This window comes from Pseudomonas sp. GM33 (genome assembly GCF_000282295.1).
Classification (GTDB): Bacteria; Pseudomonadota; Gammaproteobacteria; order Pseudomonadales; family Pseudomonadaceae; genus Aquipseudomonas; species Aquipseudomonas laurylsulfatiphila.
On the sequence record NZ_AKJO01000076.1, the window covers coordinates 44,953 to 67,353 of the forward strand.

The following is a 22,401-nucleotide window of genomic DNA, read 5'->3' on the forward strand; positions in this document are numbered from 1 at the left end:
ACCTCGCGCAAAAAACAAGATCATCGCAACCATTTGAAGCAATAAAATCTCGATAAACACTCGCTCACGAGTATTCCTCTCAATTTTTTTCGACTGCTTGCCATCCTTCCCCCCCGCGGTTAGGGTTGAAGGCATGAAAACCTCTCACACCCTCATTCAGCTCCGTCAGCACAGCAGCCTGTGCCTTGTCAGTGCACGACTGCCGGGCTGAATCGTGGTGCCTCGTCCCAAGCGTTAGTCCAAGAACTTTTGATCCACCGGCAGGCCGCCTTTTTTCGGCCCACACAATAAGGATTTCCCGATGAGCATGCTCAAAGACCCGTCTTCGAAATACCGCGCGTTCCCGACCATCGACATTCCGGACCGCACCTGGCCATCGAAAACCATCACCGCCGCACCGATCTGGTGCAGTTCCGACCTGCGCGACGGCAACCAGTCGCTGATCGAGCCGATGGACGCCGTCAAGAAGCTGCGCTTCTGGAAAACCCTGGTGCAGGTCGGCGTGAAGGAAATCGAAGCATCGTTCCCGGCCGCTTCGCAAACCGACTTCGACTTCGTCCGTACCCTGATCGAAGGCAACCACATCCCGGACGACACCACCATCCAGGTGCTGACCCAGGGCCGTGAAGACCTGATCGAGCGCACCTTCGAATCCCTGCGCGGCGCGAAGAAAGCCATCGTTCACCTGTACAACGCGACCTCTCCTTCCTTCCGCCGCATTGTCTTCAACCAGGACAAGGACGGGATCAAGGCCATCGCCGTGAACGCCGCCAAGCTGTTCGTCAAATACGCAGCGATGCAGCCGGACACCGAGTGGACCTTCGAATACTCGCCGGAGACCTTCAGCGCCACCGAACTGGAGTTCGCCAAGGAAGTCTGCGACGCGGTCATCGAGGTCTGGAACCCGACGCCCGAGCACAAGATGATCCTCAACCTGCCGGCCACCGTCGAATGCGCGACCCCGAACATCTATGCCGACCAGATCGAATGGTTCGGCCGCCACATTAACCGTCGTGACAGCGTGATCATCAGCCTGCACACCCACAACGACCGTGGCACTGGCGTTGCTGCCACCGAACTGGGCCTGATGGCCGGCGCCGACCGTGTCGAAGGCTGCCTGTTCGGCAACGGCGAGCGTACCGGCAACGTCGACCTGGTGACCGTGGCCCTGAACCTCTACACCCAGGGCGTGAACCCTGAGCTGGACTTCTCCGACATCGACGGCGTGCGCAAAGTCGTCGAAGAGTGCAACCAGATCCAGGTACACCCGCGTCACCCGTACGTCGGCGACCTGGTGCATACCGCGTTCTCCGGCTCGCACCAGGACGCGATCCGCAAGGGCTTCGCCCAGCAGAAATCCGATGCCTTGTGGGAAGTGCCGTACCTGCCGATCGACCCGGCTGACATCGGCCGCAGCTACGAGGCGGTCATCCGCGTCAACAGCCAGTCGGGCAAGGGCGGTATCGCCTACCTCCTGGAGCAGGAATACGGCATCAGCCTGCCACGTCGCATGCAGATCGAATTCAGCCAGGTCGTGCAGCGTGAAACCGACCGCCTGGGCCTTGAGATGACCGCCCAGCAAATCCACGCACTGCTGCACAGCGAGTACTTGCAGGCCAACACCCCGTACGCGCTGGTCAGCCATCGCCTGCAGGAAGAAAACGGTCACAGCGCCGTCGAAGTGGAAGTGGCCAGCAAAGGCCAGGGCGAGACCAACCTGCACTGGCGCGGCAAGGGCAACGGAGCCCTGGAAGCACTGGTGGCCGGTCTGCCGATCCCGGTGGAGATCATGGACTACAACGAGCACGCCATTGGCGCGGGCACCAATGCCAAGGCCGCGGCCTACATTGAACTGCGCGTGAACGGCGAACGTGCGGTGCACGGCGTCGGCATCGATGAAAACATCACCACCGCCAGCTTCAAGGCCCTGTTCAGCGCGCTGAACCGTTCGCTGAGCCAGCCGGAAGCGAAAGCGGCGTAATCGGCCTTCGCTGAAATGCAAAAGGCCCCGGGGTTTGCACCTCGGGGCCTTTTGTTTGCCTGTCCGTTTTTGTGTTGTTTGTCCCGGCCCCATCGCGAGCAAGCTCGCTCCCACATTGTCCGTGTTCACACTAACCACTGTGGGAGCGAGCTTGCTCGCGATGGGGCCCCGTCAGACAGAAAAAATTTCAGGTGAACTCGAAGGTATCGGCATCCAGATTCGCCGGAAACCGCTGCCGATACGCGGCCAGCTCTGCCGCATCCAGCGTCACCTTGAACACCCCGTCAGCCTCCCCCGCACTGAGCAACGTCTCACCCTGGAAATCCAGCACCTGGCTGTCACCGGTATAGGCAAAGCCTTTGCCATCGGTGCCAACGCGATTGACTGCCGCCACATAGCACAGGTTCTCGATCGCCCGCGCCGGCAACAGGCGGTTCCAGTGCTGGCGCCGCGCACCCGGCCAGTTCGCGGTGTACAGCAGCAGATCCGTGTCCTGAGCATCACGACTCCACACCGGGAAGCGCAAGTCGTAGCAAATCAGCGGCCGCACGCGCCAGCCCTTTAACTCAAACTGCACCTGACGCTCGCCCGGGGTGTAGTGGTTATGCTCACCGGCCATGCGGAACAGGTGACGCTTGTCGTAATGCAGCACCTCGCCATCCGGGCGTGCCCACAACAGGCGATTGCGGTGACTGCCGTCGGCGGCCTGGATGATCACGCTGCCGGTAATCACGGCATCAAGTCTTGCCGCCTGAACCCGCAGCCACTTGCTGGTGGGGCCGTTTTCCGATTCCGCGAGGGTCTCGGACTCCATGGAAAAACCGGTGGTGAACATCTCCGGCAGAATGATCAGGTCAGCGCCGCGAGCCTGCTCCAGCAATGGCTCGAAATGCTCCAGGTTGGCCTGACGGTCGTGCCAGGCCAGGGATGTCTGGATCAGCGCCACGGTCAGGTTCGGCAATGCACTCAGATCACGCATAGTTTTTCCGCCGCTTCTCGCAGGGTCTCCTCACGCTTGGCAAAGCACAGCCGCACCAGGCGCTGCCCTTCAGGCGGTGTCTGGTAGAACACCGAGATCGGGATACTGGCCACACCATGCTCGCGAGTCATCCACAGGGCCATCTCGACATCATTGAGGTCCGGGCGGATCTGCGAGTAATCGACCAACTGGAAATAGGTGCCGGAAACCCGAGTGAAACTGAAACGCGACGGCGCCAGCAGATCGCAGAACAGATCACGCTTGGCCTGATAGAAGTCCGGCAGCTCTTCGACGTGCTCAGGGTGCTCGGCCATAAAATCGGCCAAGGCATATTGCAGCGGCGTCACACCACAGAAATTGACGTACTGGTGCACCTTGCGCAACTCCGCCGTCAGGGCCGGCGGTGCGACCACATAGCCGGTTTTCCAGCCGGTGACGTGGTAGGTCTTGCCGAACGAGCTGACCACGAAAGCACGCTGATACAGCTCTTCATGGGCCAGCACGCTGACATGGGGCACGCCGTCGTACACCAGGTGTTCGTAGACTTCGTCGCTGATCAGATAGATGTCGCGATCGCGGATCAAGGCGGCCAACTGATCGAGTTCGGCACGACTGATCAATGCGCCACTGGGGTTGTGCGGGGAGTTGAGAATGATCATCCGCGTGCGCGGGCTTAGTGCCTGGGCAAGCCTCTCGAAGTCGATACTGAAATCGTTCAAGCCCAGCTGTACGTGCACGCAACGACCGCCGGCCAGCTCTACCGAGGGCTCGTAGCTGTCGTATGCCGGGTCAAACACGATGACTTCGTCGCCGCTGTGGATAACCGCCTGAATGGCACAGAAAATCGCTTCGGTCGCGCCTGGGGTGACCGTCACTTCGGTATCCGCATCCACCTGCGTGCCGTAGCTGCGGGCGATCTTCACCGCAATCTGCTGACGCAACACCGGCAGCCCGGTCATCGGCGAATACTGGTTGTGGCCACTGGCGATATGCCGGCCAACCGCATCGCACAGGGCCTGCGGGGCCGCGAAATCGGGAAAGCCCTGGGACAGATTGAGCGCGCCGGTCTGTGCCGCGAGCTGAGACATCTGCGTGAAGATGGTGATGCCGACATTCGGCAGCTTGCTGGTGATCATCGGTGGTTCCCTGCTCTACACCCGGCTCTACGGCGGCGCGGGGGAGTCCGAGGATAGCCCAAACGGCAGGCATGAAAAAGGGCGCCTTAAAGACGCCCTTTTTCAATTGATCAACACCGTACCTTGTGGCGAGCGGGCTTGCCCGCGTTGGGTCGCGAAGCGACCCCAATCCTGCATTCTCGGTGTGTCTGGCAGACCGCACTTACAGGTATTGCGGCTGCTGCGCAACCGAACGGGGGCAAGCCCCCTCGCCACAACAAGCCCCCACACAAGACAGTATGGGGGCTTGGACTCAGCGCTTGTCGCGGCGCTTTTTGTCGGCTTTCTTGTGGTGCGACATCAAACGACGCTTCTTGTTGACCTGACGGTCGGTGAGCGTGTTCTTGTTGCCTTCGTACGGGTTCTCGCCACCCTTGAACTCGATGCGGATCGGCGTACCGACCAGCTTCAGGACACGGCGGTAAGTGTTTTCCAGGTAGCGCACGTAGGACTTCGGCACCTTCTCGATCTGGTTGCCGTGGATCACGATGATTGGCGGGTTTGCACCACCGAGGTGGGCATAACGCAGCTTGATCCGGCGGCTGTTGACCATCGGCGGCTGGTGCTCGCTGACCGCGTCTTCGAGGATCTGGGTCAGGCGGCTGGTCGGCCAACGGGTAACCGCGGACTTGAACGAGTTTTGTACCGACGCGTAGAGGTTGCCCACGCCGGTGCCGTGCAGGGCCGAGATGAAGTGGATATCGGCGTAGTCAACGAAGAACAGCCGACGTTGCAGCTCGACCTTCACGAAGTCGCGCTCGCTCGGCGTCATGCCGTCCCACTTGTTGATCGCGATGACCAGCGCACGACCCGATTCAATGGCGAAGCCCAACAGGTTGAGGTCGTGATCGACCACACCTTCGCGGGCGTCCATCACGAAGATCACCACGTTGGCGTCCTTGATCGCCTGCAGGGTTTTGACCACGGAGAACTTTTCGACTTCTTCGTGGATCTTGCCGCGCTTGCGCACACCGGCGGTGTCGATCAGCGTGTACTTCTCGTCGTTACGTTCGAACGGGATGTAGATACTGTCGCGGGTGGTGCCGGGTTGGTCATAGACGATGACCCGGTCTTCACCGAGCATGCGGTTGACCAGGGTCGACTTGCCGACGTTCGGACGGCCGATGATCGCGATCTTGATCCCGTCTTTTTCGCTTGGGCCAGGAATGCGCTTGGCTTCCTCGCCTTCGGCGACGACCTCTTCCTCTTCGCCTTCCTGCGGCTCGTCTTCGTCACGCGGGAATTCACTCAGTGCCGCTTCCAGCAACTGGGTGATACCACGGCCGTGGGCACCGGCGATCGGGATCGCATGGCCCATGCCCAACGGGGCGAATTCGGCGCGGGCCATTTCCGGGTCGATGTTGTCGACCTTGTTGGCGACCACGTGGGAACGCTTGTTACGTTTGCGCAAATGCTCGGCGATCATCTGGTCGGCGGCGGTAAAACCGGCCTTGGCATCTACCAGGAACAGAACGACATCGGCTTCTTCGATGGCCAGCAGCGACTGCTCGGCCATCTTTTCGTCCATACCATGCTCGTCACCGGAGATACCGCCGGTGTCGATCAGAATGTAGGAACGCCCTTGCCACTTGGCCTCACCGTACTGGCGATCACGGGTCAGACCGGACAAGTCGCCGACGATGGCGTCACGAGTCCTGGTCAGGCGGTTGAACAAGGTGGACTTGCCGACGTTCGGTCGGCCCACCAGGGCGATTACGGGAACCATGCGGCTCTCCACTTCGTTATTTCAGAAAATACAAAAGCCGCTGCGAGGCAGCGGCTGGTGCTCGGGGCAATCACGTTGTCATTTGTAGGAGCGAGCCTGCTCGCGAAAAACGCCAAGACACCGCGTTTATTCAGGCCGCCAACGTCATCGTTAACGTCCATCGCGAGCGAGCTCGCTCCTACAGTCCTACAAACGGTGAAGCCGCTTGGGGGTTAAAACCCAAGCATAGTCGTTACTTTATGGTCAGGGCTTCCAGTTTGCCGCTGTTGCCATACACATAAATCGTGTCACCCACCACCAGCGGACGGGCACGCAGGCCGTCGCTGTCGATGCGCTCGCGGCCGACGAATCGACCGTCCACCTGACTCAGCAGGTGCAGGTAACCTTCCAGGTCACCGACTGCAACGTAGCTGGAGAACACTTCCGGGGCCGACAGTTGACGACGGGCCAGCGAATCGTTGCTCCACAAGGCTGTGGTGGAACGCTCGTCGACGCCTTCAACGGTACCCGAAGACAGGCTTACATAAACGGTGCCAAAGCCCTGGGCGACACCGGCGTAGCTGGAAGCATCACGCTGCCAGAGCTGACGGCCGCTTTGCAGGTCCAGAGCGGCAACGCGCCCCTGATAGCTGGCGACATACAGCGTCTCGCCCGACAGCAGCAAGCCACCGTCGATATCGACCACGCGCTCCAGCTCCGAACGACCTTGCGGGATCGCTACGCGCTGTTCCCACACCGGTACGCCGTTGGTGATGTCCACGGCAACCACTTTACCGGTCGACAGGCCAGCCACCGCGAGGCGGTTGGTCACGATCGGCGCACTGGTGCCCCGCAGGGTCAGAACTGCAGGCGTGCTGTCATAGATCCAGCGACGATTACCGGTGGAGGCGTCCAGGCCGATCAGACGATCGTCCTGGGTCTGGACCACCACAACGTCACCGTTGTTGGCTGGCGGTGCCAGCACTTCGCTGGACACGCGAGCGCGCCATTTTTCTTCGCCGTTGATCGCGTCCAGGGCGACGATTTCACCCTTGATCGTACCGATCGTGACCAGACCGTAACCAACGCCGACAGCACCGGAAACAGGCAGCTCGAGGTCTTTCTTCCATTTGACGTCGCCCGTGTGGCGATCCATCGCCATCAACACGCCAGTGACGTCGGCGGCATAGATGGTATCGCCATCGATAGCCGGAACCAGCATGTTGTAGGTTTCGCCCTGACCGTCACCGATCGAACGACTCCACTGCTTGTGCAGAACCACTTCTTCCTTGAAGTCGACCAGTTCGGCCGGAGGCAGTTCTTTTTTGCTGTTGCTGCTGCAACCCGCGGCCAAAATGGCCAAGGCCAGCAATGCTGCATGTTTCCAACGAATCACGTCACGCATCCCCTTTGGCCAGGTCGTCCAGCTTGATTTGCAGGCCACCGACCGCCGCTTCATCCGACAGTGCCGCCTTGGCTTTTTGATACGCCGCGCTCGCCTCGTCGGTACGACCCAACTGCACCAGCAGGTCGCCCTTGAGTTCTTCGCGAGTGGCCAGGAATGCCTTGTCGGCATCGCCTTCGAGCAACTTCAGTGCTTCGTCGGCCTTGTTCTGCGCGCCGAGTACCTGGGCCAGACGCTGACGGGCGATTTCGCCCAGCGCCGGGTTGGCCGGTTTGGCGACGATGGCCTTGAGTTCGGTGGCGGCGTCGTCCAGCTTGCCGCTGTCGACCGCTACCTTGGCCACGAACAGGCTGCCGTACTGCGCGTAGGCGCTGCCGCCATACTCGCTGTTGAGCTTGCCGGCCAGGTCCGAAACACGGGCCGCATCAGGCTTGCCGTCAGGTGTCAGCGTGGTCTCGAGCAATTGCTGATAGAGAATCGAGGCGCCTTGCGACTGATTGCTCTGATACTTGTGGAACGCCTGCCAGCCGAACACGATGACCAGCGCCAACAGGCCGCCAGTAACCAGGGGCTTACCGTTGCGTGACCACCATTCCTTCAATTCCGCCACATGTTCGTCTTCGGTACTCGACACCCCAATACTCCTTAATCGCTAATTCGGCTGTTTAGACAGCTTCAACCCTGCACGACGCAGGTGGCCAGGTGCGCTGCAAGCGCATCCCAGGCAATGCTTTGTTGTTCGCCCTGGCCACGCAGGGGTTTGAAACCTACCACTTGCTGGGCCATTTCGTCGTCACCGAGGATCAGCGCGTACAACGCACCGCTCTTGTCGGCCTTCTTGAACTGGCTTTTGAAACTGCCGGCGCCAGCATTCACTTGCAGGCGCAGGTTGGGCAACTGGTCACGAACGCGCTCCGCCAGGGTCAGCCCGGCGAGTTCGGCGGCTTCACCGAAGGCGCAGAGGTAGACGTCAACCTGCCGGGAGATCTCCTCCGGAATCTGCTCCAGGGTTTCCAGCAACAGCACCAGGCGTTCGATGCCCATGGCAAAACCAACGCCGGCGGTTGGCTTGCCGCCCATTTGCTCCACCAGGCCGTCGTAACGGCCACCGGCACACACGGTGCCCTGGGCGCCGAGCTTGTCGGTGACCCATTCGAAAACGGTCTTGCTGTAGTAATCCAGCCCGCGAACCAGCTTCGGGTTGATCACGTAAGGAATGCCGGCGGCATCCAGGCGAGCCTTGAGGCCCTCGAAGTGCACGCGGGATTCTTCGTCGAGGTAGTCGGCCATCTTCGGCGCATCGACCAATACCGCCTGGGTGTCGGCGTTCTTGGTATCAAGAACCCGCAGCGGGTTGGTTTTCAGGCGACGCTGGCTGTCTTCGTCGAGCTTGTCCATGTGCGCCGAGAGGTATTCGACCAGCGCTTCGCGATAACGACCGCGGGATTCGCTGGTTCCCAGGCTGTTGAGCTCGAGTTTTACCGCATCGCGGATGCCCAGTTCGCCCCACAGGCGCCAGGTCAGCACGATCAGTTCGGCGTCGATGTCCGGACCGTCGAGGTTGAACACTTCGACACCGATCTGGTGGAACTGGCGATAACGACCTTTCTGCGGACGCTCGTGGCGGAACATCGGGCCGATGTACCAGAGTTTCTGAACCTGGCCACCACCGGTAATGCCGTGCTCCAGCACCGCGCGCACACAGGCCGCCGTGCCTTCGGGGCGCAGGGTCAGGGAGTCGCCGTTGCGGTCGTCGAAGGTGTACATCTCTTTTTCGACGATGTCGGTCACTTCACCGATGGAGCGCTTGAACAGCTCGGTGAACTCGACGATCGGCATGCGGATCTGCTTGTAACCGTAGTTATCCAGCAGGCGCGAAACGGTGCCTTCGAAATGACGCCACAGGGGGGTCTGTTCGGGCAGGATGTCGTTCATGCCACGAATGGCTTGCAGAGACTTGCTCACTTTAAATCCTTAAATTCGTTCGGCTCTTCGGTCAGGTTCAGCCGCGCGCAATTACGGCAGCGTCAGCTTCGACCTTTTCGGCCGCTTTCTGACGGATCAAGCGTTCAAGCTCATCCACCAGATTGTCATTCGTCAGTTTCTGTGACGGCTTGCCGTCGATGTAAATCAGGTTTGGCGTGCCGCCGGTCAAGCCAATATGGGCTTCCTTGGCTTCGCCCGGGCCGTTGACCACGCAACCGATGACCGCGACATCCAGCGGCACCAGCAAATCCTCGAGGCGCCCTTCCAGCTCGTTCATGGTCTTGACCACATCGAAGTTCTGCCGCGAGCAGCTCGGGCAGGCGATGAAGTTGATGCCACGGGAACGCAGGTGCAGGGATTTGAGAATGTCGTAGCCGACTTTCACTTCCTCGACCGGGTCGGCCGCCAACGAGATGCGGATAGTATCGCCAATCCCTTCGGCGAGCAGCATACCGAGGCCGACGGCAGATTTCACCGTGCCGGAACGCAAACCACCGGCTTCGGTGATGCCCAGGTGCAGTGGCTGGACGATTTCCTTGGCCAGCAGGCGGTACGCTTCGACGGCCATGAACACGTCGGAGGCTTTCACGCTGACCTTGAAGTCCTGGAAGTTCAGGCGTTCAAGGTGCTCGACGTGACGCAAGGCAGACTCGACCAGCGCAGCAGGCGTGGGCTCGCCGTATTTCTTCTGCAGGTCTTTTTCCAGGGAACCGGCGTTCACACCGATACGGATCGGGATCCCGCGGTCACGGGCGGCATCGACCACCGCGCGCACGCGGTCTTCGCGTCCGATGTTGCCCGGGTTGATCCGCAGGCAATCGACACCCAGCTCGGCGACGCGCAATGCGATGCGGTAGTCGAAGTGAATGTCGGCAACCAAGGGGACTTTGACCAGTTGCTTGATCTTGCCGAAGGCCTCGGCGGCGTCCATGTCCGGTACGGAAACCCGCACGATATCGACGCCGGCCGCTTCCAGGCGATTTATTTGCGCGACCGTGGCCGCGACATCGTTGGTGTCGCTGTTGGTCATGCTCTGCACAGCGATAGGCGCATCGCCGCCAACAGGCACGTTACCGACCCAGATTTTGCGGGATTCGCGACGTTTGATTGGAGATTCGCCGTGCATGACTTATTGACCCAACTTCAGGCGAGCAGTCTCGCCACTGGTGAACGGAGCGACATCGACTGGCTGGCCGTTGTAGCTGACCTGAGCGCCGCGGGCAAAGCCCAGGCGTACGGAAAACGGTGGTTTGCCATTGACTGCCAGGCTGTCGCCTTTGCGTTTGAGACCGCTGAACAGCACCTTGCCACTACCGTCGGTCACTTGCGTCCAGCAATCGGAGGTGAACTGCACCTGAACCTGGCCCTGACCGGCCACCGGTGCGGCTGGCGCTGGAGCAGGAGCCGCAGCGGCTACCGGTGCAGTCACCGCAGGGACCGGGGCGGCAGGCGCTGCCGGAGCCGGAGCTGCCGGGGTCACCGGCGCTGCGACAACGGGCGCAGGGGTATGCGCGGGTGCGGCTGGCGTGGTCGGCGCTGCCGGGGCAACTGGCGCAGTCACTTGAGCCTGTTCCGGTGCTTCAGCCGGAGCCTCGGCCTGTGGCAGCGCGAGAGCCGTGCCGCCTTCGGTCTGACCTTCCGCGACGGCCTGGTCTTCCGGCTCGTCCAGCGGATGAATCTGAGTGGTACCGTCGGCACCTTCGACTTCTACGTGTTCTGGTGCCAGACCGATCAGGTCCTTGGTGCGCATCGAGGTCTGATCCTGCCACCAGACGAAACCGCCACCGATCACCGCAACCAGCAACAGCAGGCTGACGATTCGCAAAATGGTGTGGGAAACCCGGACCGGCTCTTCAATACGACCCAGGCTGTGAACATTGCTGCCCTGGGAGTCGGTGCCGGTGGATTGATCGAATTGCTGGACCAGAACGGCCTGGTCCATACCGAGCAACTTGGCGTAGGCGCGAATGTAACCACGGGCAAAGGTATGCCCGGGCAGCTTGTCGAACGCGCCGGCTTCCAGATTGCTCAAGGAAGTGGTGGTGAGGTTGAGCTTGAGGGCCACTTCGGCCAGCGACCAGCCATTGCTTTCGCGGGCCTGGCGCAAAGTCTCACCAGGGTTAACGCGATTCGCTGCTACAACTTCGGGATGCGCCGCTTTCATCATTGCTCCGACAGGTATTGCTGATATTCCGGCGTACCGGGATAGAGTCTTTTTAGTTGCAGGCCTTTACTTGCAGCCTTGTCGCGATCTTCGAACACTTTTGCCAGCCGAACGCCGAGCAATAGACTACGTGCATTTTGCTCGGAGAGCTGGCTGAAACGGTCGTAATAATCTCGCGCGGGCACATAATGCCTGTCTTCGTAAGACAACTCAGCCATTTCCAGCAATGCACGAGGTTGTTGCCGGTTCAGGCGCAGGGCTTTTTCCAGTTGCTGCTGGGCCAGATCACGCTGGCCGAGCATCGCAGCGGTCATGCCCAGGTTCTCGAACACCCGCGAACGTTCAGGGTACAGCGTATCGGCAGCGGCTTGTTCAAAGCGCTCGTAGGCTTCCTTGTAACGTTTCTGCTCGAAAAGAAAACTGCCGTAATTATTGAGGATTCGTGCGTCGCCCGGACGGGAAGACAGTGCCTTGCGAAAATGCTCGTCGGCCAGCTCCGGCTCCATCTCGGCCTGGAACACCAGCCCCAGCGCCGCATTGGCATCCGGGTCGGAGCCATCGAGTTCCAGGGCTTTTCTCAGCGGAACCTTGGCGCGCTCGGTCATGCCTTGTTGCAAATACCCGATACCGAGCTGCACGTATGCCTCACGCGCTTGATCACGGCCCTTGCTGGTCTTCATCGGGTTGTAATCACCCGAAAGCACGCAGCCAGCACACAGGCTGGCCAACAGCAAAAGCAGCGCAAAGCGCAGGGACATAGAGATCCTCTCTTAATTGTTGTTCGCAGTGCTCGAAGCAACATCGCTGTCGGCGTTCAATTCACGCACGGCGATATAACGTTCGCTGCGACGGGTGCGATCCAGCACCTGCCCTACCAATTGACCACAGGCGGCGTCGATGTCTTCACCACGGGTGGTGCGGACGGTGACGTTGAAACCGGCATGATGAAGCTGATCCTGGAAACGACGAATGGCGTTGTTGCTCGGACGCTCGTACCCGGAATGCGGGAACGGGTTGAACGGGATCAGGTTGATCTTGCACGGGATGTTCTTGAGCAGCTCGATCATTTCCACGGCGTGCTCAAGCTTGTCGTTGACGTCCTTGAGCAAGGTGTACTCGATGGTCAGCACACGCTTTTCGCCCAGGGACGACATGTAGCGCTGGCACGACTCGAGCAGCATCTTAAGCGGATACTTCTTGTTGATCGGCACCAATTGGTTACGCAATGCGTCATTCGGTGCGTGCAGGGACAACGCCAGAGAGACGTCGATGTGCTTGGACAGCTCATCGATCATCGGTACCACGCCGGAGGTCGACAGGGTCACGCGGCGCTTGGAAATGCCGTAGCCCAGGTCGTCCATCATCAGATGCATGGCCGCGACGACGTTGTCGAAGTTCAGCAGCGGCTCACCCATGCCCATCATCACCACGTTGGTGATGGCACGGTCGACGGTTGCCGGGACGCTGCCAAAGGATTTGTTGGCAATCCACACCTGGCCGATGACTTCGGCGGCGGTGAGGTTGCTGTTGAAGCCTTGCTTGCCGGTGGAGCAGAAACTGCAATCCAGGGCACAGCCTGCCTGGGACGAAACGCACAAGGTGCCGCGTTTGCCCTGGGGAATGTACACGGTCTCGACGCAGCTGCCGGACGCCACGCGCACCACCCACTTGCGGGTGCCGTCGCTGGAGATGTCCTCGCTGACCACTTCCGGACCACGGACCTCAGCAACAGCCTTGAGCTTTTCGCGCAAGGCCTTGCTGACGTTCGTCATGGCATCGAAATCATCGACACCAAAGTGGTGAATCCATTTCATTACCTGACCGGCACGGAAACGCTTCTCCCCGATTGAGTCGAAGAATTTTTCCATTTCCAGCTGAGTCAGACCCAGCAGGTTTGTTTTTACAGTCGATGTAGTCATGGATTCACCTTCACTCAGTAGCGTTAAGCCTGAGCGACTGCCTCTACAGCAGGGAAAAAGAAAGCGATTTCGCGTGCAGCAGCTGCTTCCGAGTCAGAGCCGTGTACAGCGTTGGCGTCGATGGAATCAGCGAAATCTGCACGGATGGTGCCAGGAGCAGCTTCTTTAGGGTTGGTAGCGCCCATCAGCTCACGGTTCAGAGCGATAGCGTTTTCGCCTTCCAGAACTTGAACGACAACCGGGCCGGAGATCATGAAAGCAACCAGGTCGCCGAAGAAACCACGAGCGCTATGCTCAGCGTAGAAGCCTTCTGCTTCTGCCTTGGTCAGTTGCTTCTGTTCAGAAGCGACAACTTTCAGGCCTGCTTTTTCAAAACGGGCGACGATCTGGTCAGCAACGCCTTTAGCAACGGCGTCAGGCTTGATGATGGAGAAAGTACGTTGAACAGCCATGGTGTAACTCCAGAAACGGTAATTTACGAAAAATTAAACCCGCGAATTATACGCGGGTTCTTGGGTATTGCCTAACCTGCGGCGTGGCTCAGTCGCGTTCTTCGATCCAGTGGGCCTGAATGGCCTCCAGGATCTTTTCGCCACAATGCTCAGGCATGTCGTCGAAATCGGGCAATTCCATTACCCACTTGCGCAGATCGACGAAGTTGACCGACATAGGGTCCACGTCGGGCTTGCTTTCAGCCAGCTGGATCGCGATCTCCAGCACATCAGTCCACTTGAGTTTCATGACAATTCCTTGAATCAGTGCGGCGCTTCGGCGGCGTGGTTGAGCGAGTACTTCGGAATTTCGACCGTCAGGTCTTCGGTACCGACCTTGGCCTGGCACCCCAGGCGGGACTCGCGCTCAAGGCCCCAGGCCTTATCAAGGTAGTCTTCTTCCAGCTCGTCGGCCTCATCCAGCGAGTCGAAACCCTCACGGATGATGCAGTGGCAGGTGGTGCAGGCACACACGCCGCCACAGGCGCTTTCCATCTCGATGTGGTGCTCATGGGCCAGTTCGAGGATGGAAACCCCCGTCTCAGCCTCAACAACCATGCCTTCGGGGCAAAACTTCTCGTGTGGCAGAAAAATGACCTGCGGCATCGTTATTCCTCAATCTCATTCAGGTTGCGCCCCGCCAGCGCGGCTTTCACCGTCGAGTCCAGGCGGCGGGCAGCAAAAGCGTCGGTCACTTGCGACAGACGCTTGGTCTGCTGCTCGATGGCGTAACCATCGGTACCTTTCATCAGTTCGGTCAGTTCCTGCACCTGCAGATCGATGACCAAGCGCTCTTCGGCGTCGAGCAAGCGCTCGCCATCGGCCTCCAGAGCGGCCTGCACAGCCTCGATCAGACGCTGGGCGTCGACCTGCTGCTCGCGCAGTACACGGGCAACCTTGTCGTCATTGGCGTGCTGGAACGAGTCCTTGAGCATTTTGGCGATTTCGCCGTCGGTCAGGCCGTAGGACGGCTTGACCTGAATGCTGGCTTCGACGCCCGAACCCAGTTCTCGGGCGGAAACACTGAGCAGACCGTCGGCATCGACCTGGAAGGTCACGCGAATCTTCGCCGCACCCGCCACCATCGCCGGGATACCGCGCAATTCGAAGCGCGCCAGGGAGCGGCAGTCGCTGATCAGCTCGCGCTCGCCCTGCAACACGTGGATCGCCATGGCCGACTGGCCATCTTTATAGGTGGCGAAGTCCTGGGCGCGAGCGACGGGGATGGTGGTGTTGCGCGGAATCACCTTCTCCATCAGGCCGCCCATGGTTTCCAGGCCCAGGGACAACGGAATCACGTCGAGCAGCAGCAGTTCGCCACCATCGCGCTTGTTACCGGCCAGAGTATCGGCCTGGATCGCAGCACCGATGGCGACCACTTGATCCGGGTCGATTTCAGTCAGGGGCTGACGTCCGAACGCTTCGGCGACGGCTTCGCGAACGCGGGGTACGCGAGTCGAACCCCCAACCATGACCACCGCGTGCACGTCTTCCAGCTCGATACCGGAATCACGTACCGCACGACGGCAGGCTTTGAGGCTGCGCGCGACCATCGGCTCGATCAGCGCATTGAAGGCTTCACGGGTCAGCTCGGCTTTCCAGTCGCCATAGGCGACCTCAACGGTCGCCGCATTGGTCAGCGCTTCTTTGGCGGCACAGGCGGTTTGCAGCAGGTTGCGCTGCGCACCTGGATCGAGGTCGGCGGACAGACCGGCGCTCTCGATGATCCAGCCAGCGATCGCGTGATCGAAGTCATCGCCGCCCAGGGCGCTGTCGCCGCCGGTGGCCAGGACTTCGAAGACACCGCCGGTCAGACGCAGAATCGAAATATCGAAGGTGCCGCCGCCCAGGTCGTAAATGGCGACCAGGCCTTCGGCATGCTGATCCAGACCATAGGCCACAGCAGCAGCGGTCGGCTCATTGAGCAAACGCAGCACATTCAGGCCGGCCAGCTTGGCCGCATCCTTGGTGGCTTGACGTTGAGCGTCATCGAAATAGGCCGGAACGGTGATCACCGCCCCCACCAGCTCACCGCCCAGGGTCGCTTCGGCGCGCTGGCGCAGGACCTTGAGGATATCGGCAGACACTTCGACCGGGCTTTTCGGGCCCTGGATCGTGTCGATGAACGGCATGTGCGACTCGCCACCGACAAAGCGGTAGGGCAGTTGCTCGCCCAGCTGCTTGACGTCGGACAGACCACGACCCATCAAGCGCTTGACCGACAGCACGGTATTCAGGGGATCGGTGGCGGCAGCCAGCTTGGCGGATTCGCCAACCTCGACGCGATCGGCGTGATAGCGCACGGCAGACGGCAGGATGACCCGCCCTTGCGCGTCAGCCAGAGGCTCGGAAAGTCCACTGCGCAATGCAGCGACCAGCGAATTGGTAGTGCCCAAGTCGATCCCCACAGCCAGACGACGCTGGTGCGGTTGAGGACTTTGGCCGGGTTCGGCGATCTGCAGTAGGGCCATCGTTATCAGGACTTATCTGTATATCAGGCGTGCGACCGGAGCGGCACTGGGTTAATCGTCGAGGCGCTCTTCTAACTGGCGCACTTCGTAGGTGAGCTTGTCGAGGAACTGCATGCGCCGCATCAGGCGTTCGGCCCGTTCACGTTGCGCGGCATCGTTCCAGCAAGCTGCGAAGCTTTGGTTCAGTTCATCCTGGGCAGCCTTCAAGCGACGCTTGAAGACGGCAACGCCATTGAGGTCGGCGCTGTCCTGCAGGTCTTCGAGCTCTTCACGCAGCTCCATCTGCTGCAGAAGGAACTCCGGATCATGCACCGTGACCTCCAGCGGCAGCTCGCCACCATTCAAGGCGAGCAGGTAACGCGCGCGCTTGGGTGGACTCTTGAGCGTCTGGTAGGCCTCGTTGAGGCTCGCGGATTGCTCCAGCGCCAGCCGCTGCTCGCGCTCGGAAGCGTCTGCAAAGCGGTCCGGATGAACGCCGCGCGCCAACTCGCGGTAGCGCGTAGCCAGCTGGTCGAGGTCCAGATCGAAACTCGGTTGCAGCTCGAATAAAGCGAAATGACAAGGAGTACCCACGACAAGCCTCAGATGTTGAAGCTTTCGCCGCAGCCACATTCACCGCGCACGTTGGGGTTGTTGAACTTGAAGCCTTCGTTCAACCCTTCCTTGACGAAATCGAGTTCGGTGCCGTCCAGGTAGGCCAGGCTTTTCGGGTCGATGATCACTTTTTCGCCGTGACTTTCGAACACCTGGTCCTCAGCAACCACCTCGTCGACAAACTCCAGCACGTAGGCAAGGCCGGAACAGCCCGTGGTGCGAACACCCAGACGAATCCCTTCACCCTTGCCGCGCCCGTCGAGGGAGCGTCGCACGTGCTTAGCCGCCGCTTCTGTCATGCTGATAGCCATCGTTGACTCCTTACTCGTCGCCAAATGCTTAGATCAAGCCTTTCTTCTGCTTGTAGTCGCGAACAGCCGCCTTGATGGCGTCCTCAGCGAGTACCGAGCAGTGGATTTTCACTGGCGGCAGGGCCAGTTCTTCAGCCAGCTGGGTGTTCTTGATGGTTTCCGCTTCGTCCAGGGTCTTGCCCTTCATCCACTCGGTGGCGAGGGAGCTGGAAGCGATAGCCGAACCGCAGCCGTAGGTCTTGAACTTGGCATCTTCGATGATGCCGGCGTCGTTGACCTTGATCTGCAGGCGCATCACGTCGCCGCACGCCGGAGCGCCGACCATGCCGGTGCCGACATCAGGATCTTCCGCGTCCATCTTGCCGACGTTGCGCGGGTTTTCGTAGTGGTCGATGACCTTTTCGCTGTAAGCCATGATTCTCAATCCTCACTCATCAGAGAGTCGCTCTTTGAGCCCCGCAACCGAAGTTCGCGGGGCCGGTTCGCGGCGACTTGAAATCAGTGTGCCGCCCACTCGATTTTCGAAATGTCGACACCGTCTTTGTACATATCCCACAGCGGCGACAGAGCGCGCAGCTTGGTTACGGCCTCGCAAACTTTCTGCGCGGCGTAGTCGATTTCTTCTTCGGTGGTGAAACGGCCGAAGGTGAAGCGGATCGAGCTATGAGCCAGTTCGTCGTTGCGGCCCAGGGCGCGCAGTACGTACGAAGGCTCAAGCGAAGCCGAGGTGCAGGCCGAACCGGACGAAACCGCCAGATCCTTGAGTGCCATGATCAGCGACTCGCCTTCAACGTAGTTGAAGCTCAGGTTCAGGTTGTGCGGAACGCGGGCGGTCAGGCTGCCGTTGACGTACAGCTCTTCCAGATGCTCGACCTGCTTGTAAAAACGGTCGCTCAAGGCCTTGATGCGTGCGTTCTCGGCAGCCATGTCTTCCTTGGCTACGCGGAACGCTTCACCCATGCCGACGATCTGGTGGGTCGCCAGGGTGCCGGAACGCATGCCGCGTTCGTGGCCGCCACCGTGCATCGTCGCTTCGATACGTACGCGCGGCTTGCGGCTTACGTACAGGGCGCCGATACCTTTAGGACCGTAGGTCTTGTGGGCGGAGAACGACATCATGTCGACTTTCAGCTTCTGCAGGTCGATCTCGACCTTGCCGGTGGACTGAGCGGCGTCGACGTGGAACAGGATGCCCTTGGAACGGAGCAGTTCGCCGATCGCCGCGATGTCGTTGATGGTGCCAATTTCATTGTTCACGTGCATGACCGACACCAGGATGGTGTCGTCGCGCAGTTCGGCTTCGATCATCTCAGGCGTTACCAGGCCATCGGTGCGAGGCTCGATGTAGGTCACTTCGAACCCTTCACGCTCCAGTTGGCGCATGGTGTCCAGGACAGCCTTGTGCTCGATCTTGGTGGTGATCAGGTGCTTGCCTTTGGTGGCGTAGAAATGTGCCGCCCCCTTGATTGCCAGGTTGTCGGATTCGGTGGCACCGGAGGTCCAGACGATTTCACGCGGGTCGGCATTGACCAGGTCAGCCACCTGACGACGGGCGTTTTCAACGGACTCTTCAGCTTTCCAGCCGAACACGTGGGAACGGGACGCCGGGTTACCGAAGTTTCCGTCGACCAGCAGGCATTCACTCATCTTTTGCGCGACACGCGGATCAACCGGGGTGGTCGCAGAGTAATCAAGGTAAATCGGCAATTTCATGGACTATCTCCTAAATCAGGCTGGCTGGCGTGCCGCTAGCTCTTTGGCTGTCATTCGACGGCGGACGCTTCAATCTTGTCCAGGCGTGGCACCTTGCTGTTGCAACGGCGCTGGTCCTGACGCTGGGCTACTTCTTGCACCTCACGGCGAGTCACAAGGTCAGCCAAGCTGATACCGCTCAGAAATTCGTGAATCTGCAGGCTCAGGTCGCACCACAAGTGGTGGGTCAGGCAGGTGTCGCCTTGATGGCAATCACCCTGCCCCTGGCATTTGGTGGCATCGACCGATTCGTTCACCGCATCGATCACCTGGGCGACCTGGATGCCCTGCATGTCGCGGGACAATTGGTAGCCACCGCCCGGACCACGCACGCTGGACACCAGATTGCTGCGGCGCAATTTGGCAAAAAGCTGTTCGAGGTAGGACAGGGAGATGCCTTGGCGCTCGGAGATATCGGCCAGGGACACGGGCCCGTGCTGCGCGTGCAACGCCAGGTCAAGCATGGCGGTCACGGCGTATCGGCCTTTTGTAGTCAGTCGCATGGACAATTACCACGGAGTTCGGAATGAGGCGAGTATGCAATTCCCGAGTATTTAAGTCAACTAAAAGACCTAGTACTTTAGTCAGGATTACCCGCAAAAGAGCGGGCGCATCATAGCAGGGTCTGCGGCTTAATGGCACACCGCTTAGCGCAGCGCCATTACCCAAATACGACCTCCGATCCCTGTAGGAGCTGCCGAAGGCTGCGATCTTTTGACTTTGATTTTTAAAAAAACAAGATCAAAAGATCGCAGCCTGCGGCAGCTCCTAAACAAAGGCGTCAGTGGGCCTGGGTCTGGTCTTTGTCTTTTACGCAGGCGAAATCTTCTTCGCGCAGCTCAGGCAGGTCTTTCGCACAGTAATTACTGCCCAGATCCTTCAACGCCCCGCACATCCCCTCCAGACGCCCATCGACCGCCTGCAGGTGGTCGAGCAATTGGTTGATGGCGCGAGCCACCGGGTCAGGCATGTCTTCAGTCACGCCGTAGGCATCAAAACCGATCTTCTCGGCCATGGCCTTGCGCTTGGCGTCCAGCTCCTGGTCGGGCTTGACGATGATCCGCCCCGGAATCCCCACCACCGTGGCGCCCGGCGGAACTTCCTTGGTCACCACGGCGTTGGAGCCAACCTTTGCACCCGCACCCACAGTGAACGGGCCAAGCACCTTGGCGCCGGCACCGACAACGACCCCATCACCCAGGGTCGGGTGACGCTTGCCCTTGTTCCAGCTGGTGCCGCCCAGGGTCACGCCCTGGTAAATAGTGACGTCGTCGCCGATCTCGGCGGTTTCACCGATGACGATGCCCATGCCATGGTCGATGAAGAAACGACGACCGACCTTGGCCCCCGGATGGATCTCGATCCCGGTCAGCCAGCGACCGAAGTTCGACACCAGCCGCGCCAGCCACTTCAGGTCCGCGCGCCACAGCATCGCCGACAAACGGTGAATCCAGATGGCGTGCATACCGGGGTAGCAGGTCAGGACTTCAAAAGCGTTACGCGCCGCCGGGTCTCGATGGAATACGCTCTGGATATCTTCACGCAAACGCTCAAACATCATTAATCCTTCCGCTTTAGAAGCTCACCACGGGCCGCTTTCTGGGTTTCCGTGAGGATGCCACGCAAAATATTCATTTCCGCCCGGCTGACCGAGCTGCGTCCGTACAACCGGCGCAGGCGCGCCATCAAGTGCCGTGGTTTTTCCGGATCGAGGAATTCGATGGCCACCAGGGTTTGCTCCAGGTGTTCATAGAATCGCTCCAGCTCGTCCATGGTCGCGAGCTCAGCGCTCTTGACCGAAGCCACCTCTTCCTTCTCGACCTTGCTTGGCTGGCCTTGGGCCGCCAGCCAGGACATGCGCACTTCATAGCTCAACACCTGCACCGCCGCCCCAAGGTTCAGCGAACTGAACTCCGGGTCGGATGGGATGTGCACGTGATAATGACATCGCTGCAGCTCTTCGTTGGTCAGGCCGGAATCTTCACGACCGAACACCAGGGCGATTTCCGCGCCCTGCCCGGCTTCCTCGACCACCTTCGTTCCGCATTCGCGGGGGTCGAGCAGCGGCCAGGGAATGCGCCGGTCGCGGGCACTGGTACCCAGCACCAGATTGCAGCCGACCAGGGCATCTTCCAAGGTGGCGACGACTTGCGCGTTTTCAAGGATGTCACCGGCACCGGAAGCACGAGCGTCGGCTTCGTGATGCGGGAACTGACGAGGCTCGACCAGCACCAGTCGCGACAAGCCCATGTTCTTCATGGCACGCGCAGCCCCGCCGATATTGCCCGGATGGCTGGTATTGACCAGGACGACACGAATGTTATGCAGCAAGGGAGGCGCTCTCGAACACGATAATCGGGAGCGGAATCTTACAGCTGAAGCTACCGTTAAGCCATGAAAGCGAACGTCGTCCTTCTCCTGTAGAAACTTTCTGATAGAATGCCCGGCTTTCTTTAACAACCTTAGGTGACACATCCATGCAGCCCATGCTGAATATCGCGCTGCGCGCCGCCCGCAGCGCCAGTGAATTGATCTTCCGCTCCATCGAGCGCCTGGATACCATCAAGGTCGACGAAAAAGACGCCAAGGATTACGTATCCGAGGTGGATCGCGCCGCCGAACAGAAAATCATCGACGCCCTGCGCAAGGCGTACCCAAATCACTCGATCCTGGGTGAAGAGACCGGCATGCATGCCGGCACCGGCATCGAAGGCGAAGAGTACCTGTGGATCATCGATCCGCTGGACGGCACCACCAACTTCCTGCGCGGCATTCCTCACTTCGCTGTCAGCATTGCCTGCAAATACCGCGGTCGCCTGGAGCACGCTGTTGTTCTGGACCCGGTTCGCCAGGAAGAATTCACCGCCAGCCGTGGTCGCGGCGCTCAACTGAACGGTCGTCGCCTGCGCGTCAGCGGTCGCACCAGCCTGGACGGCGCCCTGCTGGGTACCGGCTTCCCGTTCCGTGACGAGCAGATGGACAACCTCGACAACTACCTGGGCATGTTCCGCGCCCTGGTTGGCCAGACTGCCGGCATCCGCCGCGCAGGTTCCGCGAGCCTGGACCTGGCCTACGTGGCCGCCGGCCGTTTCGACGCTTTCTGGGAGTCGGGCCTGTCCGAGTGGGACATGGCGGCAGGCGCCCTGCTGATCCAGGAAGCCGGCGGCTTGGTGAGCGACTTCACCGGCGGTCACGACTTCCTCGAGAAAGGCCACGTCGTTGCCGGTAACACCAAGTGCTTCAAGGCAGTCCTGACGGCGATCCAGCCGCACCTGCCGGCCTCGCTGAAGCGCTAAGCTTCCCGCGACAGAAAAAGCACCCGTCGGGGTGCTTTTTTTATGCCTGGAATTCGCCCTCGACAACACCACAACCCTCTGTAGGAGCGAGCCTGCTCGCGATGGTCGTCAACGATAACGCGGGAATTCTGGATAAACGCGGCGTCCTTGGGTTCTTCGCGAGCAGGCTCGC

General features: G+C 60.2%; 23 protein-coding genes. 2 read left to right on the forward strand and 21 right to left on the reverse strand.

Annotated features, from left to right (window positions below; translation table 11 throughout):
• The first annotated feature begins 301 nt into the window (after positions 1-301).
• Positions 302-1,981, forward strand: a complete 1,680-nt coding sequence (gene leuA, locus PMI26_RS17085; protein WP_007973979.1) for a 2-isopropylmalate synthase — start codon at positions 302-304, stop codon at positions 1,979-1,981.
• A 187-nt stretch (positions 1,982-2,168) separates the two neighbouring features.
• Here the strand turns inward: leuA and PMI26_RS17080 are convergent, their stop codons facing one another.
• From PMI26_RS17080 to trmJ, 21 genes are all read right to left on the reverse strand, one after another.
• Positions 2,169-2,960: an amidohydrolase gene (locus PMI26_RS17080; protein ID WP_007973982.1), complete on the reverse strand. Its 792-nt coding sequence runs from the start codon at positions 2,958-2,960 to the stop codon at positions 2,169-2,171.
• Positions 2,948-4,096, reverse strand: coding sequence for a pyridoxal phosphate-dependent aminotransferase (locus PMI26_RS17075; RefSeq protein ID WP_007973985.1), 1,149 nt, complete (start codon positions 4,094-4,096; stop codon positions 2,948-2,950). The genes PMI26_RS17080 and PMI26_RS17075 overlap by 13 nt, the downstream gene beginning before the upstream one ends.
• Before the next feature lie 292 nt (positions 4,097-4,388).
• Entirely contained in the window at positions 4,389-5,861 is a 1,473-nt protein-coding gene (gene der, locus PMI26_RS17070; RefSeq protein WP_007973987.1) for a ribosome biogenesis GTPase Der, read from the reverse strand.
• Positions 5,862-6,093: 232 nt separating this feature from the next.
• On the reverse strand, positions 6,094-7,245 hold the full coding sequence (gene bamB, locus PMI26_RS17065) for an outer membrane protein assembly factor BamB (RefSeq protein WP_033047789.1): 1,152 nt from the start codon (positions 7,243-7,245) through the stop codon (positions 6,094-6,096).
• The gene (locus tag PMI26_RS17060; protein WP_007973992.1) at positions 7,238-7,879 is read right to left on the reverse strand and encodes a tetratricopeptide repeat protein; all 642 of its coding nucleotides are present in this window, start codon (positions 7,877-7,879) and stop codon (positions 7,238-7,240) included. The genes bamB and PMI26_RS17060 overlap by 8 nt, the downstream gene beginning before the upstream one ends.
• Positions 7,880-7,920: 41 nt before the next feature.
• Positions 7,921-9,210 carry a histidine--tRNA ligase gene (gene hisS / locus PMI26_RS17055; protein ID WP_007973994.1) on the reverse strand — a complete coding sequence of 430 codons (1,290 nt, stop codon included), beginning with the start codon at positions 9,208-9,210 and terminating at the stop codon, positions 7,921-7,923.
• Between the two features lie 37 nt (positions 9,211-9,247).
• A complete protein-coding gene (gene ispG, locus PMI26_RS17050; RefSeq protein WP_003185136.1) occupies positions 9,248-10,357 on the reverse strand; it encodes a flavodoxin-dependent (E)-4-hydroxy-3-methylbut-2-enyl-diphosphate synthase in 1,110 nt (369 codons plus the stop codon).
• A 3-nt stretch (positions 10,358-10,360) separates the two neighbouring features.
• On the reverse strand, positions 10,361-11,395 hold the full coding sequence (locus tag PMI26_RS17045) for a RodZ domain-containing protein (RefSeq protein ID WP_007973995.1): 1,035 nt from the start codon (positions 11,393-11,395) through the stop codon (positions 10,361-10,363).
• Entirely contained in the window at positions 11,395-12,153 is a 759-nt protein-coding gene (gene pilW, locus PMI26_RS17040; RefSeq protein ID WP_007973996.1) for a type IV pilus biogenesis/stability protein PilW, read from the reverse strand. The genes PMI26_RS17045 and pilW overlap by 1 nt, the downstream gene beginning before the upstream one ends.
• Before the next feature lie 12 nt (positions 12,154-12,165).
• Positions 12,166-13,314 carry a 23S rRNA (adenine(2503)-C(2))-methyltransferase RlmN gene (gene rlmN / locus PMI26_RS17035; RefSeq protein WP_007973997.1) on the reverse strand — a complete coding sequence of 383 codons (1,149 nt, stop codon included), beginning with the start codon at positions 13,312-13,314 and terminating at the stop codon, positions 12,166-12,168.
• Positions 13,315-13,337: 23 nt separating this feature from the next.
• On the reverse strand, positions 13,338-13,766 hold the full coding sequence (gene ndk / locus PMI26_RS17030; protein WP_007973998.1) for a nucleoside-diphosphate kinase: 429 nt from the start codon (positions 13,764-13,766) through the stop codon (positions 13,338-13,340).
• Positions 13,767-13,854: 88 nt separating this feature from the next.
• Complete coding sequence (gene iscX / locus PMI26_RS17025; RefSeq protein WP_007973999.1) at positions 13,855-14,055, reverse strand: Fe-S cluster assembly protein IscX; 201 nt, start codon at positions 14,053-14,055, stop codon at positions 13,855-13,857.
• A 14-nt stretch (positions 14,056-14,069) separates the two neighbouring features.
• Positions 14,070-14,411, reverse strand: coding sequence for an ISC system 2Fe-2S type ferredoxin (gene fdx, locus PMI26_RS17020; RefSeq protein ID WP_007974000.1), 342 nt, complete (start codon positions 14,409-14,411; stop codon positions 14,070-14,072).
• 2 nt (positions 14,412-14,413) lie between these two features.
• Entirely contained in the window at positions 14,414-16,276 is a 1,863-nt protein-coding gene (gene hscA, locus PMI26_RS17015) for a Fe-S protein assembly chaperone HscA (RefSeq protein WP_007974001.1), read from the reverse strand.
• A 51-nt stretch (positions 16,277-16,327) separates the two neighbouring features.
• Positions 16,328-16,849: a co-chaperone HscB gene (hscB, locus tag PMI26_RS17010; RefSeq protein WP_007974002.1), complete on the reverse strand. Its 522-nt coding sequence runs from the start codon at positions 16,847-16,849 to the stop codon at positions 16,328-16,330.
• 8 nt (positions 16,850-16,857) lie between these two features.
• Entirely contained in the window at positions 16,858-17,181 is a 324-nt protein-coding gene (gene iscA / locus PMI26_RS17005) for an iron-sulfur cluster assembly protein IscA (protein WP_007974004.1), read from the reverse strand.
• Positions 17,182-17,209: 28 nt separating this feature from the next.
• Entirely contained in the window at positions 17,210-17,596 is a 387-nt protein-coding gene (iscU, locus tag PMI26_RS17000; RefSeq protein ID WP_007974006.1) for a Fe-S cluster assembly scaffold IscU, read from the reverse strand.
• 83 nt (positions 17,597-17,679) lie between these two features.
• Positions 17,680-18,894 carry an IscS subfamily cysteine desulfurase gene (locus tag PMI26_RS16995; protein ID WP_007974008.1) on the reverse strand — a complete coding sequence of 405 codons (1,215 nt, stop codon included), beginning with the start codon at positions 18,892-18,894 and terminating at the stop codon, positions 17,680-17,682.
• 50 nt (positions 18,895-18,944) lie between these two features.
• Positions 18,945-19,436, reverse strand: coding sequence for a Fe-S cluster assembly transcriptional regulator IscR (gene iscR / locus PMI26_RS16990; RefSeq protein WP_007974010.1), 492 nt, complete (start codon positions 19,434-19,436; stop codon positions 18,945-18,947).
• A gap of 278 nt (positions 19,437-19,714) precedes the next feature.
• Entirely contained in the window at positions 19,715-20,491 is a 777-nt protein-coding gene (cysE, locus tag PMI26_RS16985) for a serine O-acetyltransferase (protein ID WP_007974012.1), read from the reverse strand.
• Between the two features lie 2 nt (positions 20,492-20,493).
• A complete protein-coding gene (gene trmJ, locus PMI26_RS16980) occupies positions 20,494-21,264 on the reverse strand; it encodes a tRNA (cytosine(32)/uridine(32)-2'-O)-methyltransferase TrmJ (protein ID WP_007974014.1) in 771 nt (256 codons plus the stop codon).
• 146 nt (positions 21,265-21,410) lie between these two features.
• On the opposite strand from trmJ, the gene suhB reads away from it, so the two are divergent.
• Positions 21,411-22,229, forward strand: a complete 819-nt coding sequence (gene suhB, locus PMI26_RS16975) for a type III secretion system regulator SuhB (RefSeq protein WP_007974015.1) — start codon at positions 21,411-21,413, stop codon at positions 22,227-22,229.
• Positions 22,230-22,401 lie beyond the last annotated feature (172 nt).

Coding starts and splice junctions, on each gene's coding strand:
- PMI26_RS17075 (WP_007973985.1), bottom strand. CDS start 4,096: ATGATCACCAGCAAGCTGCCGAATGTCGGCATCACCATCTTCACGCAG.
- ispG (WP_003185136.1), bottom strand. CDS start 10,357: ATGCACGGCGAATCTCCAATCAAACGTCGCGAATCCCGCAAAATCTGG.
- hscA (WP_007974001.1), bottom strand. CDS start 16,276: ATGGCCCTACTGCAGATCGCCGAACCCGGCCAAAGTCCTCAACCGCAC.
- suhB (WP_007974015.1), top strand. CDS start 21,411: ATGCAGCCCATGCTGAATATCGCGCTGCGCGCCGCCCGCAGCGCCAGT.
- PMI26_RS17045 (WP_007973995.1), bottom strand. CDS start 11,395: ATGAAAGCGGCGCATCCCGAAGTTGTAGCAGCGAATCGCGTTAACCCT.
- der (WP_007973987.1), bottom strand. CDS start 5,861: ATGGTTCCCGTAATCGCCCTGGTGGGCCGACCGAACGTCGGCAAGTCC.
- rlmN (WP_007973997.1), bottom strand. CDS start 13,314: ATGACTACATCGACTGTAAAAACAAACCTGCTGGGTCTGACTCAGCTG.
- bamB (WP_033047789.1), bottom strand. CDS start 7,245: ATGCGTGACGTGATTCGTTGGAAACATGCAGCATTGCTGGCCTTGGCC.
- iscA (WP_007974004.1), bottom strand. CDS start 17,181: ATGGCTATCAGCATGACAGAAGCGGCGGCTAAGCACGTGCGACGCTCC.
- iscU (WP_007974006.1), bottom strand. CDS start 17,596: ATGGCTTACAGCGAAAAGGTCATCGACCACTACGAAAACCCGCGCAAC.
- PMI26_RS16995 (WP_007974008.1), bottom strand. CDS start 18,894: ATGAAATTGCCGATTTACCTTGATTACTCTGCGACCACCCCGGTTGAT.
- cysE (WP_007974012.1), bottom strand. CDS start 20,491: ATGTTTGAGCGTTTGCGTGAAGATATCCAGAGCGTATTCCATCGAGAC.
- leuA (WP_007973979.1), top strand. CDS start 302: ATGAGCATGCTCAAAGACCCGTCTTCGAAATACCGCGCGTTCCCGACC.
- pilW (WP_007973996.1), bottom strand. CDS start 12,153: ATGTCCCTGCGCTTTGCGCTGCTTTTGCTGTTGGCCAGCCTGTGTGCT.
- PMI26_RS17080 (WP_007973982.1), bottom strand. CDS start 2,960: ATGCGTGATCTGAGTGCATTGCCGAACCTGACCGTGGCGCTGATCCAG.
- iscR (WP_007974010.1), bottom strand. CDS start 19,436: ATGCGACTGACTACAAAAGGCCGATACGCCGTGACCGCCATGCTTGAC.
- iscX (WP_007973999.1), bottom strand. CDS start 14,055: ATGAAACTCAAGTGGACTGATGTGCTGGAGATCGCGATCCAGCTGGCT.
- fdx (WP_007974000.1), bottom strand. CDS start 14,411: ATGCCGCAGGTCATTTTTCTGCCACACGAGAAGTTTTGCCCCGAAGGC.
- ndk (WP_007973998.1), bottom strand. CDS start 13,766: ATGGCTGTTCAACGTACTTTCTCCATCATCAAGCCTGACGCCGTTGCT.